At 38.8% G+C, this 14,157-nt stretch carries 13 protein-coding genes and 1 pseudogene; 12 read left to right on the top strand and 2 right to left on the bottom strand.

All coding sequences use genetic code 11. The annotated features are described in order from the left end of the window. Nucleotides 1–249 precede the first annotated feature (249 nt). From ABDZ91_RS02015 to ABDZ91_RS01960, 12 genes and pseudogenes are all read left to right on the top strand, one after another. On the top strand, nt 250–1,410 hold the full coding sequence (locus ABDZ91_RS02015) for a CdaR family transcriptional regulator (protein ID WP_343795865.1): 1,161 nt from the start codon (nt 250–252) through the stop codon (nt 1,408–1,410). Nucleotides 1,411–1,577: 167 nt separating this feature from the next. Then, entirely contained in the window at nt 1,578–2,771 is a 1,194-nt protein-coding gene (locus tag ABDZ91_RS02010; protein WP_343795863.1) for a glycerate kinase, read from the top strand. After that, nucleotides 2,752–3,726 carry a D-2-hydroxyacid dehydrogenase gene (locus tag ABDZ91_RS02005; RefSeq protein ID WP_343795861.1) on the top strand — a complete coding sequence of 325 codons (975 nt, stop codon included), beginning with the start codon at nt 2,752–2,754 and terminating at the stop codon, nt 3,724–3,726. The genes ABDZ91_RS02010 and ABDZ91_RS02005 overlap by 20 nt, the downstream gene beginning before the upstream one ends. A gap of 49 nt (nt 3,727–3,775) precedes the next feature. Further along, complete coding sequence (locus ABDZ91_RS02000) at nt 3,776–5,164, top strand: aldehyde dehydrogenase family protein (protein ID WP_343795859.1); 1,389 nt, start codon at nt 3,776–3,778, stop codon at nt 5,162–5,164. 18 nt (nt 5,165–5,182) lie between these two features. Continuing rightward, entirely contained in the window at nt 5,183–6,301 is a 1,119-nt protein-coding gene (locus ABDZ91_RS01995; protein ID WP_343795858.1) for an iron-containing alcohol dehydrogenase, read from the top strand. 21 nt (nt 6,302–6,322) lie between these two features. After that, nucleotides 6,323–7,231 carry a hydroxymethylglutaryl-CoA lyase gene (locus ABDZ91_RS01990; RefSeq protein WP_343795855.1) on the top strand — a complete coding sequence of 303 codons (909 nt, stop codon included), beginning with the start codon at nt 6,323–6,325 and terminating at the stop codon, nt 7,229–7,231. A gap of 51 nt (nt 7,232–7,282) precedes the next feature. Then, entirely contained in the window at nt 7,283–8,272 is a 990-nt protein-coding gene (locus ABDZ91_RS01985; RefSeq protein ID WP_343795854.1) for a TRAP transporter substrate-binding protein, read from the top strand. Between the two features lie 60 nt (nt 8,273–8,332). After that, on the top strand, nt 8,333–8,839 hold the full coding sequence (locus tag ABDZ91_RS01980; protein WP_343795852.1) for a TRAP transporter small permease: 507 nt from the start codon (nt 8,333–8,335) through the stop codon (nt 8,837–8,839). Continuing rightward, entirely contained in the window at nt 8,836–10,119 is a 1,284-nt protein-coding gene (locus ABDZ91_RS01975) for a TRAP transporter large permease (protein ID WP_343795850.1), read from the top strand. The genes ABDZ91_RS01980 and ABDZ91_RS01975 overlap by 4 nt, the downstream gene beginning before the upstream one ends. Before the next feature lie 101 nt (nt 10,120–10,220). Further along, on the top strand, nt 10,221–11,435 hold the full coding sequence (locus ABDZ91_RS01970; protein WP_343795848.1) for a benzoate/H(+) symporter BenE family transporter: 1,215 nt from the start codon (nt 10,221–10,223) through the stop codon (nt 11,433–11,435). Nucleotides 11,436–11,729: 294 nt separating this feature from the next. Beyond that, nucleotides 11,730–12,251: a DoxX family protein gene (locus ABDZ91_RS01965; RefSeq protein ID WP_343795846.1), complete on the top strand. Its 522-nt coding sequence runs from the start codon at nt 11,730–11,732 to the stop codon at nt 12,249–12,251. A gap of 9 nt (nt 12,252–12,260) precedes the next feature. Continuing rightward, nucleotides 12,261–12,395: pseudogene (locus tag ABDZ91_RS01960) on the top strand (sigma 54 modulation/S30EA ribosomal C-terminal domain-containing protein); the annotation flags it as partial. A gap of 117 nt (nt 12,396–12,512) precedes the next feature. Here the strand turns inward: ABDZ91_RS01960 and ABDZ91_RS01955 are convergent. Both ABDZ91_RS01955 and ABDZ91_RS01950 read right to left on the bottom strand, forming a co-directional pair. Next, entirely contained in the window at nt 12,513–13,175 is a 663-nt protein-coding gene (locus ABDZ91_RS01955; RefSeq protein WP_343795844.1) for a class D sortase, read from the bottom strand. 21 nt (nt 13,176–13,196) lie between these two features. Next, nucleotides 13,197–13,859: an ICP22 family protein gene (locus ABDZ91_RS01950; RefSeq protein WP_343795842.1), complete on the bottom strand. Its 663-nt coding sequence runs from the start codon at nt 13,857–13,859 to the stop codon at nt 13,197–13,199. Between the last annotated feature and the right edge of the window lie 298 nt (nt 13,860–14,157).

Below are 14,157 nucleotides of genomic sequence, written 5' to 3'. Positions count from 1 at the left end.
ATATGTCGAAATTTGTATCTATTTGTCTCCCTAAAGTAGTGATGTTGTACTATAATAAAGTAAGATGTTTGTGAATTCATTTAATTGATTGAATATTTGATCGCTATAAGAAGCAACAACTTTGGGAGATTCAACAATACTATTAGCTTCTTTTATATTGCAATGGTTTTAAACCTCTGCCCAGGTTGTTGTGGTTCACGTTTTATTACAACAATCAGCAGGGGTTTTATTTTTAGAGGGGTGAGTTGAATGATGAACGTACCTGAAGCTTTAGCTCAAGTGATTGTAGATAGAATGAAGGAAATCATAAACCAGGATATTAACTTTATTGATGTGAATTGCATTATTATCGCCAGTACCGACCAAAAGAGGATTGGGAAGTTTCATGGTGGAGCACAAACGGTTCTTAAAAAGAAGGATATGCTCGTTATTACGAGTGAAAATCAATATGAGGGAACACGCAAAGGGATTAATCTGCCCGTTTATTTTGAGGATACCATTGTTGGAATTATCGGGATAACCGGATCAGAAGAAGAAGTATCGAAATATGGGAAGATCATACAGAGTATGACTGAGATTCTAATTAAAGAAGCATATATTGTGGAGCAAAACAAAATCGAGCGGGAAAGCCAAAAGCAATTTATTGAAGAGATTTTATTCAGAATACATGAAGAAGACCGTGATGCAATTAAAATGCGGTCCGAACTTTTAAACATTAAATTAGATATTCCCAGAGTAGTGTTAGTGGCAAGAATACATGAAAAGACAAATAAAAAGTCACCTAAGACTCCTGTTATAAATGAAAAAATCTATAACTTTATTAAAAGGTTTATAGAATTTGACCCACAGAATTTCCTTATCCAGAGTGGTATGAACTATATTCTGATTTTAAATGAAAATAGTGTGAATGATATAAAAGGATGGGTCGAAAATATACATTCAACTCTTCTTAAAGAATATAAAAATACCATTTACTTTGGGATAGGAAGTCTAAGTCATAATGAGGATGAATTGAGCGAATCTTATCAGAAAGCAAGAGGGGCATTAAAGGTAGCCCTATCATCGAAGGATTTATTTTATGTTGATTATTCTGAGTTAGACTTGGAAGTCATTATTGATGATCTATCTGATGAAGTTAAGAAAAAATATCTTCATGATATTTTTAAAAACATGGACGAGCGCTCTCTTAATGACTACATGGAGCTATTATCTACCTATTTTAGAAACAATGGTTCTATTATGAAAACAGCAGACGAACTGTTTCTTCACAAAAATACTTTGCAGTACAAGTTAAATAAGATTAAGTCAGTGACTGGCTATGACCCTAGGATTACTCGTGATTTGGTGGTACTATTTATCGCCGTTTTAATCTACAAATCAGAGCAGTCTGGAAACCCGTCAATGTTATGAGTAACAAAATAATAGTCGTCAATTGTAAGCGTTTTAGTTCTCTGTAACATAGCTTAATGTTCTGAAAAGTAATAAATTTTTAATTACTAGGAAAAATAAACTTTTTTCAAATTAACATTTCAGAATCCTGCATGCAGCAAGAAGGATGTTACCAGAGAGGGGTCACAATGAAAATAGTCATAGCTTCTGATTCATTTAAAGGGAGCTGTTCAACAGTTGAAGTTGCAACGGCTATTGAGAAAGGTATAAGGCGAATAAAGAAGGATGCTGAAATCGTGAAAATTCCTGTTGCAGATGGTGGTGAAGGAACCGTGGATGCACTGGTTCTAGGCACCGGAGGCAAGTATGAAACGGTAGAGGTTATCGGACCACTTGGGAATAAAATAAGTGCCTCATACGGTATTCTCGAAGGAAATGTGGCCGTTATCGAAATGGCTTCAGCTTCGGGTCTTCCTCTATTAAAGAAGGATGAACTGGATCCTTTGAAGTCTACTACATACGGTACAGGACAAATGATTAAAGCAGCAATAGATAAAGGGTGTAAAAAAATATTTATAGGCATTGGTGGAAGCGCTACCAACGATGGCGGTGTGGGGATGGCACAGGCATTAGGTGTTTCTTTTAAGGATCAAGACGGAAAAGAAATTGGTTTTGGTGGTGCGGAATTAGCGCGGCTAACAGATATTGATACAACTCAGTTAGATCCTAGAATAAAAGAAACTGAAATTATCGTCATGTCTGATGTAACCAATCCACTTTGTGGAGAAAAAGGTGCCTCTTACATTTATGGTCCACAAAAAGGAGCAACACCAGAAATCGTAAAACAACTTGATGCCAATTTAAAACATTATGCTTCTGTCATTGAAAAAAAGCTTGGAATAGATGTACTTGATGTTCCTGGTGCAGGTGCAGCTGGGGGACTAGGAGCAGGTTTGGTTGCTTTTTGTAACGTGGAGCTATATCCAGGCGTTGAAAAAATCCTAGAGGTTACAGGGATTGACCGACATTTACTAGACGCAGATTTGGTTATTACAGGTGAGGGTAGAATCGATAGTCAATCTATCTACGGAAAAGTTCCCGTTGGAGTGGCTAAGCGAGCAGCCAGACATAAAGTTCCGGTGATTGCGATTGTAGGTAGCATTGGGGAAGGGGCTGCTGAAGTGTATGCTCACGGAGTAACAGCCGTGCTAGATATCATTCCTAAGCCAATGTCTCTAGAAGAAGCAATGGACAATGCATCGAGTTTGATTGAACAAGCGGCAGAGAATGTTATGAGAGTTTTAAGTATAGAAAAAACCGTAAGCCGACTAGATTTTTTGAATAGAAAGGAATTGGATATTCATGAAAATGGTAGTGCTTGATGGTTATACAACAAATCCAGGAGATTTGAGTTGGGAAGGTTTAGAACGATTAGGGGATGTAAAGGTGTTCGATCGAACGACATTCGATGTAACGGATGATTCAAAAGTTGTTGAGAACATCGGAGACGCAGAGATTGTTTTTACAAATAAGACACCTATTACACGCACGACGTTAGAGCAAGTACCTAACCTCAAATATATCGGAGTATTAGCAACCGGTTATAACGTGGTTGATATAGAAGCAGCTAAGGAAAGAGGGATTATCGTCACAAACATTCCAACCTATGGAACACAGGCGGTAGCTCAAATGACTTTCGCTCTATTATTAGAGCTTTGTCATCATGTTGGTTCTCACAGTGAGGCAGTGAAAAAAGGTGCTTGGACTGAATCCTTGGACTGGTGCTTTTGGAATCATCCCTTGGTTGAGTTAGCTGGAAAAAAGATTGGAATCATTGGGTATGGAAAAATTGGTCAAGCCGTTGGAGACATTGCGAAAGCTTTTGGAATGAAGGTGTTAGCGTATGCTCGGAGAAAAGATCCATCGCTAGAAAGTGATTCCGTTACATACGTAGAACTTGAAGAACTGTTACAGGAATCTGATGTTATTAGTCTTCATTGTCCTTTAACAGAAAGTACAAAAGAGATGATTAACGATGATTCCATCGCAAAAATGAAACAGAATGTCATGATCATCAATACAGCAAGAGGGCCACTTATCGATGAATATGCCTTGGCAGATGCTTTAAACAACAAAAGAATAGCAGGAGCAGCAGTAGATGTAGTTTCTACAGAACCGATTACAAGCGATAACCCGTTATTACAAGCAAGAAACTGCTTCATAACTCCACATATATCGTGGGCTCCAAAAGAGGCAAGGCAGAGATTGATAGATATTGCTGTTTCGAATTTAGAGAAATACTTATCAGGTCAGCCGGTTAATATAGTCAATCGTTAAAATATAGCGATTTTTGAAAACGCTTTAGATAGAAAGAGGAGTGATTATTGTGAGTACGGAACAAACAGTTAAAGAATTGATTGAAAGATCAAGAGCCGCACAAAAAATTGCAGAAGGATTCTCTCAACGAAAGGTCGATGAATTAGCAGCGGCCATCATATATACGCTCTCAAGACCAGAATTAGCAAGAGAAATTGCAGAAGAATGTGTAGCGGAAACAGCAATTGGAAACGTTGAGTCTAAAATTGCAAAGCTTACCAATAAAATGCAAGCTGTGTTTTATCAAATTAAAGATGTAAAAACAGTTGGCGTTATTGATCGTGACCCTGAAATGGGAATTACAAAGCTTGCTAAACCAATTGGTGTCATTGCCGCATTAGTACCAAGTACGAACCCTGAAGCAACTCCTATTTTTAAAGGAGTATTAGGCTTAAGAGCTAGAAATGCAGTTATCTTTGCTCCGCATCCAGCGAGTAAGAATACATCCTTAAAGGTTGTAAACATCATGAGGGATATTTTAGAGAAAAACGGTGCTCCTAAAGACTTATTTATTTGTATCGACAAGCCATCTAAGGATTTATCCCAAGAGTTAATGAAGCAAGCGGACCTTACAATGGCTACGGGTAGTGGAGACATGGTGAAAGCAGCTTATAGTTCTGGAAAGCCTGCATATGGAGTTGGAGCAGGTAATGCAGTTGTTGTGGTGGATGAAACAGCCGACCTTGCAGAAACTGCAGCTAAAATTAAAATCGGAAAAACAGGTGACAACGCTTCTGGTTGTTCTGCTGAGAATTCATTAGTCATTCACGAAAGTGTGTACGATGAGATGCTGGAACTTCTCCAACAAGAAGGGGGCTACCTTGTAAACCCTGAAGAAAAAGCTAGACTACAAGAGACCATGTGGGTAGATGGCCATCTTTCTAGAGATATCGTAGCTAAGCCAGTTCAACGAATAGCGGACCTTGCGGGCGTAAATATCCCTGAAAATACAGCTTTTATGATGGTAAAAGAAACAGGAATCGGAAAAGACTTTCCGTTCTCAGGCGAAAAGATGTCCCTTGTTCTAACCATTTATAAGTATAGCGAATTTGATGAAGCGATTGAGAAGGTTAATAGAATCACAGAGTACTCTGGATATGGTCATTCATGTGGCATTCATTCCAATAATGAAGAACACATTATGCAACTAGCATTAAATACAAAAACAACGAAAGTCATTGTTAGACAGCCACACGGCGCTGCAAATAGTGGGGCTTGGTTCAATGGGTTAGCCAATACGTTCTCATTAGGTTGCGGAACATGGGGTGGAAACATCGTTTCAGAAAATGTGACGCAAAAGCATTACATGAACACAACTTGGGTGGCTGAGCCAATTGATCGAAAGCCAGCTTCAGAGGAAGAAGTTTTCGGTGATTTACTAGCAACGGTAAATGTCTAACAGAGGGAGGAACCAGTCATGTATCGCTTCCAACTAACACCGACTATTTATGAGTTAAAAACAGTCGATGAGTTTGTAGAACAATTTAATATATCCCCTGAAGATACAATTTTTACAGAAAAGTTTCTGTATGAAAAGTATATGAAAGGGAAGCTAACTTGTAATTTTATCTTCCAAGATGACTATGGTCTTGGTGAACCAAGTGACATCATTATCGATAAGATTCTACAAGATATATATGGGAAAGAAATTAAAAGAATCATAGGCATTGGCGGAGGGACGATTCTAGATATCGCCAAGCTTCTCTGTATCAAGGATGCCCAGTCTACTGAGGAAATTTTTGAAGATAAAATCCCTCTTGTTCGAGATAAAGAACTCATCCTAATCCCAACTACCTGTGGAACAGGGTGTGAGCTAACCTGTGTGTCTGTAGTAGACATTACGAAAAGACAGACCAAAATAGGAAAACGAATCGAAGAGAACTTTGCTGACGCAGCGGTTCTGATTGAAGAGCTACTAGACAGTATTCCTGAAAAAATCTTTACTTATAGCTCAGTGGATGCGCTTATTCATGCGATGGAGATTTTCGTAGCGCCAACAGGAAACCCGTATAACGATGTTTTCTGTAAATCGGCAATCGATATTATTCTTTCTCGATATAAAGTATTGGTTGAGGAAGGTTTGGATAAACGATTTGACTATATGGATGAGTTCTTAAGAGCAAGTACGTTCGCTGGAGTGGCACTTTCGAACACAGTATGTGGAGCTGTTCACGCATTCGCGATGCATTTTGGAAGTGTCCATCATGTAGCACACGGTGAATCCAATGCAAGATTTTTAGCGGGAGTTTTTAATAAGTATGCAGAGAAAGCTCCTACTGGAAAGCTTCAGGAACTATCTGATGTCATTAACCATGCGTTAGGGATCGATACGGATATCAAAGGTTCTTTCCAAGCGTTAGAGGAACTAATTGATAAATTGATTCCGAAGAAAAAGCTACGAGAATATGGCGTTAAAGAAGAAGACATTGAACGCTATGTGGATAAGGTCATTGAAAGCCAGCAAAGATTGTTGATCAATAACTTTGTTGAGCTATCTAGGGAAGACCTAATCGACATTTACAAAACGGTCTATTAAACCAACCAGGAGGTAGGAATAGTGGCTCCTAAAAAAATAGAAATCATCGAAGTAGGACCAAGGGATGGATTTCAAAATGTTCCTGAATTTATACCTACAGATGTCAAATTAAAGGTAATCGATGGCCTTGTGAAGTCCGGAATTAAAAGTATCCAGGTGACATCGTTTGTTAGTCCAAAAGCGATTGCTCAGATGAAGGATGCAAAAGACGTCACAACTGCCTGTTTAGAAAGATATCCAGATTTACAGCTTTTTACATTAGTCCCTAATCTCTATGGGGCAAAGGCAGCTGTTGAATGTGGTCTAAAGGAACTGACTTACGTTATTTCCGTGAGTGACACGCACAATGAAAAAAATGTGAAAAGAACACACGATCAATCCTTTGAGGAATTGGCACAAATTCTGGAGCTATACCCTGATATCAAAATCAATCTAGATGTAGCTACAACGTTTGGTTGCCCGTTTGAGGGAGATATCTCACTTGAAAGAGTGATGGCATTCTTACAAAGAGCCTATAACATTGGCATTCGTTCTTTCAACCTATGTGACACCGTAGGGTTAGCACATCCAGAACTAATTAAGGAAGTCGTAGGTAGTGCATTACGTACATACCAAGATTGCGAATTCCAAATCCATATTCACGATACAAGAAATATGGGGATTATCAACACGTTCACTGCAGTTGAGTGTGGGATTGATAAGGTTCAAACTGCTATTGGTGGATTAGGGGGATGTCCATTTGCACCAGGTGCTTCCGGAAATACTTCTACGGAAGATTTCGTCTATATGGTCAATAGGATGGGATATGACACCGGAGTGGATTTTGACACGCTCCTTCAAACAGCTAAATATTTGAAGGATAACGTGAGTAGTGGTAATTACAGTGGGCATCACATTTTTATTGATAAAACGAAGGTATCGACGCAATGAAAATGTTAACCAATAAAATATTTACTTAAAAGGACGAGGGAGGAAACATTCATGAAAAAACTATTACTTTTAATGATAACAGCCAGTATGGTCTTTGTTTTAGCAGCATGTGGAGGTTCTGAAGCTGGTGGGGACAGTGATAAAGAAATCGTACTAAAGTTTGGTCACGTACTTGCACCTGATCATCCATACAACTTAGCTGCTGAGAAATTTAAAGAAGTGTTAGAAGCAAACGCTCCACAAGATGTAAAAGTTGAAATCTTCCATAGTTCACAATTAGGTAGTGAGCGTGATTTAACAGAAGGTTTACAGCTTGGAACAGTAGATATTGCAATTGCACCAGGTACTATTGGTGGGTTTGAGCCGAAAATGGGTGTACTAGATTTACCATATATTTTTAGAGATAGAGAGCATGCATATAAAGTTCTAGATGGGGAAATTGGAAAAGAGCTAGCAGAGAATCTTCCAAACAGTGATTTAAGACTTCTTTCTTATTGGGAAAATGGGTTCAGAAATGTCACGAATAGCTCTAAGCCGATTGTAACGCCTGAGGATCTAAAAGGCATTAAAATAAGAGTTCCAGAAAACGGTATTTACGTAGATACGTTTAAAGCATGGGGTGCTAATGTTACATCAATGGCATTTGGTGAACTTTACACAGCACTTCAACAAAAAACAGTAGATGGTCAAGAGAATCCTTTAGCTATTATCGCTACTAATAAGTTCTCTGAGGCTCAAGAATTCCTTTCTTTAACAGGTCACTTCTACGGTCCTGCTCAAGTCCTCATTTCTGAAAGCACATGGCAAGAACTTTCACCAGAAATGCAAGAGGCTGTTCAAAAGGCAGCAGACCAGGCAAGAGACTACGAACGTCAGTTATTGGCGGATAATGATGCAGAATACTTAGAGCAACTCAAATCTGAAGGTATGAAGGTCAATGAAGTAGATGTTGAGGCATTCCAAAAAGCTTCAGAACCAATTTGGGAAATGTATGAAGATGAATTTGGAGATATCATCGAAAAAATCCAAAACGTTGAATAAGTAGTAACAATACAGGGGAATTTTAAAATTCCCCTGTATTGCTAATTGGAGGTGTCCACTATGAAAGGGATTTTACGTAGTTTAGATCGGATTGAAGAATATATTTTGATTGTTACCTTTCCTCTCATGCTTCTTTTCGTATTTTCAGCCACCGTTTTCCGATATTTCGAAATAGGCTCTTTAACATGGGCAGAAGAGGCATCCCGTTATTTAATGGTTTGGTTAGCATTCGCAGGTATTGGCTTAGGGTTTAAGAGGAATTCTCATCTAGGGTTAAGCTTTTTTGTGAATAAATTTCCTCCAACAGCTCAAAAGTTTTTATTCTTTGTCCGTGCAGCTTTAATCATTTTATTTGGTGGAATGGTGTCGTATTTTACGTTTTTATTAGTTAGTAACCAATTCCAAAATACTCAAACTTCACCGGCCATGGGAATCCCGATTTGGCTCGTGTATAGTGCAGTATTATTTGGATCAGTGATGATCATCGTGAGAACGATACAGATGGCCACTACATCTGTGAAATTAAATGATTTTTCAACGCAGGAAAAGGAGGAAATTGAACTATGACAGCTGCGATTCTATTTATAAGCCTGGCTATATTGCTATTGCTGAATGTTCCGATTGCTGTCAGTTTGGGGTTAGCTACCTTTTTTGCCATTATTGGTGGTGATTTAGGTATTCCCATGACAGTGATTCCACAACGTATGTTCACATCGATTGACTCCTTTCCTTTTATGGCCATTCCTTTCTTTATGCTGGCCGGTTCCATTATGCAATCGGGAGGGATCTCAAGTCGGTTAATTAACTTTGCCAAAAGTCTTGTAGGTTCTCTTCCGGGTGGACTAGGTATCATTGCTGTATTTTCATCTGGTTTTTTTGGAGCGATCTCAGGGTCCAATGCGGCTACTGTTGCAGCCATCGGTAAAATCATGATTCCGTCAATGGTTAAGGAAAAATATCCAAAGGACTACGCAAGTGCGTTAGTTGCATCATCTGGTACATTAGGAGTGGTTGTTCCACCAAGTGTTCCGATGATTACATATGGTGTTATCAGTGGGGTATCCATTGGAACTCTCTTTATAGCCGGTTTCATACCCGCATTATTGATGGTTCTTGCTCTTTGTGTCACCATTATGTACTTTGCTAACAAGCACAATTTACCTAAGGGAAGATTATCTTTGAAAGAACTAGGAGGGTCCTTTAAAGAAGCCATCTTAGCTCTATTAATGCCGATCATCGTTTTAGGTGGAATTTACGGAGGGGTCTTCACTCCAACGGAAGCAGCGGCTGTAGCGTGTATTTATGCCTTGATTGTTACATTAGCTGTTTATCGTGAAATTAAGATTAAAGATCTGTATCAGATTATCCTAAATGCTGGACAAAGTACGGCCATTGTTTTCTTTGTTATTGCTACTTCAAGTGCTTTTTCTTGGTTACTAACTTCTGAGAGAATACCTGATACACTTGCTCAAGCTATGTTGGGAATCTCGGATAATCCAGTTGTAATTCTATTAGCCATAAACGTTCTTCTTTTAATTTTCGGTATTTTCTTAGAGACGAATGCGATTATTTTACTTCTAACACCGATGTTGTTACCAATAGCAGCAGCTATAGGGTTAGATCCCCTTGTACTAGGTATCATTTTAGTAGTAAACACATCCATCGGAATGTTAACACCTCCAATGGCGTTAAATATTGTCATTGCGTCCGGTATTAGTAACGCGTCCATTGAATCCATTAGTAAGAAGATTATACCGTTCTTTATCATCCTGTTCATGGTTGTATTGTTAATTACGTTCGTTCCAGAAATCATATTGTTCTTACCAGATTTACTGGGTGAATTGTAAGATGAATCGCGGATCCTTGGTAAAAGGAGCCGCGATTTCTCATTTATTTCCCCTTATCCAATAGGATGAGCTGATATATCAAAGGGAAAGGAAGTTAGTAGGTGAATATTCAAAACACTTTTGTAGGTATAGCAGCGGCCATCTTGGCTTGTACTGGTGCAGCTGTTTTTGTAATAGATGCTGCTAATTCTGCAGGTTATAATCAAGCTGAATTAGTTTCGTGGATATTTGCTATTTATGCTTTTGGCGGAATAGCCAGTCTTATTCTAACACTCTCTAGTAAAATGCCTTTAATAGGAGCACATTCTTTGACCACTGTTGTGTTTCTTAGTGTTTCGGCTCTGTATTATTCACTTCCTGAGCTTGTAGGGAGTTACATTATTGCTGGCTTGTTCATTGTAGTAATTGGATTTACTGGAGTATTTAATAGGCTTATCAAAATGGTTCCCACTCCTCTTATCGATGCTATGCTAGCAGGATTACTATTAAACTATGTTGTGAAGATGTTCCCTGCTATAAAAGAACTGCCGATTGTAGGGGGTTTAGCCATTCTAGGATTTTTCATAACACCTTTTATATCCAATAAAATCCCGAGATTTATCGGGGCTTTACTATTAGGAACATTTGGTTTGTTTATTTTTTATCCTGTGTCCGGTTTTTCAGGAATTCAGCTTGTCATTCCTGAAGTGATCATGCCTCAATTTTCGGTTGTAGGAATAATTTCATTGTCGTTACCGATTACTTTTTTAATATTAAGTAATGAATCAGCTGTTGCACTGTCATCGTTGAAGAAAAATGGTTATAATCCCCCTATTTCAAGGACGATTATTGTTTCAGGGATCGCAACAACAATGGCTGGGTTCTTCGGCGGCCATGCTGCAGGAGTAGGGGGAATGACAACGGCTCTTTGTAGTAGTTCAGATGCAGGACCTAAAGAAAAAAGGTACTGGGCAGCAGTAATTGCTGGTTCTATCATCGCACTTTTCGGGATATTTGCTTGGTTCACCATTCCTTTTATTCAGTTATTACCAGGTGCCTATTTAACTATTATTGCAGGCTTTTCATTATTAGGGATCCTAACAGGAAGTCTTCATTCTGCATTTGCAAATAATCAGTACTACATTTCAACAACCTTCACTTTTATTGTTGCAGTGTCAGGAATATCTATGTTTCAAATCTCTTCAGCGGTGTGGGCTTTGCTCGTAGGAATTATTACTGCGAAGGTACTAAAAGAAGGGCAAGACAAAGAGAATGTTAATAGCAGGGTAAAACCACTTCTTTCTAGTAACAACATAAATGTCGATTCTAATCAATAATTGAGTCAGGTATTGGTGAAAGTCACTTCCGAAACTTGAAGTGACTTTTATCACATTTGAGGTATAATTTTTTTGATTGTGAAGAGTTTATGAACTACCTTGTATTTTGGTTGAAAAGGGAGTATATTCGAAGTGTAGAAAGTTTGTGAAACACTTCACAAACAAAACTACTAAAGCTAGCTGGCTTATCTAATGAATAATACGAACAAATTTTTTTGAGGGTATTTGTGAAAAACTTCACAAACTGTATCAGGACATTAAACAAACACAACTCATCATAAGGAGATGGATATAATGAATTTTCTAAAAGGACCTAAAATGGCAGTGATTTGGACAGTACTAAGAGTTTGGCTAGGGATTCAATGGTTGCAAGCAGGGATCGGAAAACTACAAGGCTTTGATGCAAGTGGCTTCATTCATGGAGCTATTGGGAAGGCAACGGGTGAGCATCCAGCCGTTCAAGGGTGGTACGCAAACTTCTTACAAGAAGTAGCACTACCGAATGTGGGCTTATTCAACATCTTAATTCCATGGGGAGAAGTACTAGTGGGAACGGGATTGATTCTAGGAGCAGCAACAGTACCAGCTTTACTAGCAGGAGCTTTCATGAACCTGAACTTCTTAATGGCAGGAACAGTGAGCACAAACCCCATTCTATATACGGTAGCGATGATTTTACTAGCCGCAGGAGCAGCCACTTACTTATATGGTGTAGATAGATTCGCCATTCCATACGTAAAGAAGGCTATCAATGAGAGAAATAACAGAAAAAATAAAGGACATCGTCCAAAACACATCCCAGTAGAAACACACTAAGCTGATTTGGCCTATCTCCAAATGAACCTGCTGGACCATAATTTCTTCGTATTTACCAATGCAGAAACAAACGAAATGAACGTCATCTACAAACGGAACAAAGGAGAATATGGATTGATAGAAGCCTCTACTGTACTAGCATAATAAGTCAGAAACCAAAAAAGACACTGCATGAATTAGGCAGTGTCTTTTTTGACTTTTGTAGATCATTCGGCAGGTGCATGTTATCTTCAGAAATTTGTCAGTTGAATGGGGACCAATTTACCCCTCAATTAGTTCTCCGATTAGGATGTATCGGTCGGGGGTTGGGCCGATGAAGTCGAGTGGGTAGCAAGTTATGATGGTGAGGATTGCATGATCATATGGAACAATAATAGTCCGGTCATCCTCGTCGACGATTTTTTGTTCCGTTATTCTATAGTTAAACGTTCCGGCTGATGTTTCAATGGTAATTTTATCTCCCTTTTCAACACTTCCTAAACGGCTGAACACTGTATTATTGTGTCCTGACAATACAGTGTTATCATGCTCACCAGGTAACACACTACCACTATAGTGTCCGACTCCTTTTGCTAGCTGTTCATCCCCCGTTCCTTCTACAATGGGGGCAGATAAATCTATGGAAGGAATTATGATTTTTCCTATAACTTCATCCAATTTTGGACGGGTTGGGTAGAGGGAGGACGTTGCCGTTTCGTTAATACTTTTTTCATTTATTTCTGTCTTCTTTTCTTCCTCTTCATTTCTGAAAAAATGGGGAGGAGCCTCTACACGGGCTGTTTCTTTCAGAGATTCCCATTCCTCTAGTGAAGCCTTTATTTTTTTCTCGTCAGAAAAAATTTGAAAGGCATAATAAGCGGTCAAAATAGTAGCTATTATGGTTGTAGCTCCTAATATCCAGGTTATAATCTTTTTGAAAGTCATGGTCTCACCTAACTTACTAGACTATTTTGCCGTTTTTCTTAATGCTAGTAATGCACCACCAGCACAAATTGCTACGATTGCACTTAGAAGCAGGTAGTTAAACCACGGACTGGATGTGTCTGGGAGTTCTCCTCCATTTTCAGTTGTAGGGGTAGAGCTATCGTCGTTTTCTTGGTTCTCTACGCCAGTTTCAGAGTCCGTTGCCTCTCCAGAAGTAGGGTTATCTTCCGTTGTGCCACCAGTGTTAGTAGAATCATCTGACTCGTTGTCAGCCGATGTCTCCTCTTCAGGAGCTTCACCCTTTGATTCTTCCTCTTCAGCTACCTCAGACTTAACATCAATCCAATAGTTAATGGTGCCGTTTCCTTCCTCACCAGCATAGTCGATGGCCGGACTGTACTCCACAGAGGTTCCATCCGTTTTGTATACAACGATTGCAGTAACATCGGGCTTAACGATGTCTTCAGGTTTTTTTACCGAGAATAGGGTAGGGCTCTTTGGTTCAAGCACTAACTCTTCTCCTTTAAAAATTACGGATAAAGATTCAACCAGCTCTGCGTCTCCCTTTACATGAACATGAATACTTGTGTTTTTGGCGTGAGCAGTATTTTCAAATAACAGTCCACCTAATAAGAAGATTACTGATAGACTTGCTGTAATCATCAGGAATAATTTCCTACTCATGAATATCCCTCCGTCATTAGTCGTATTGTTAAATAACACATTCGGACATAATACGATATGGCGAAAAATATTGGGGAGTGCTTGTCCAACTCGGACAGGATATAATTACCAAATTGGGAAAAAACAAAATGGTGTATCTTTGAACTGTTACAGTCCAACCTGTCGAAAGTCCTTTTTTACGTTAAAGTACTAGACTGTTAGAGTTAGAGAGGGTATGATTGTATAAATTGACATTTATTTAGAAAGTCGAAACATTTTTTAGCATCTTATGTGTATTCACAAGAACTTGAAAGAAGGC

Source organism: Bacillus carboniphilus (assembly GCF_039522365.1).
Classification (GTDB): domain Bacteria; phylum Bacillota; class Bacilli; order Bacillales; family JC228; genus Bacillus_BF; species Bacillus_BF carboniphilus.
Note: the sequence above shows the minus strand (reverse complement) of the source record. Positions and strands in the feature narration are given on the sequence as shown.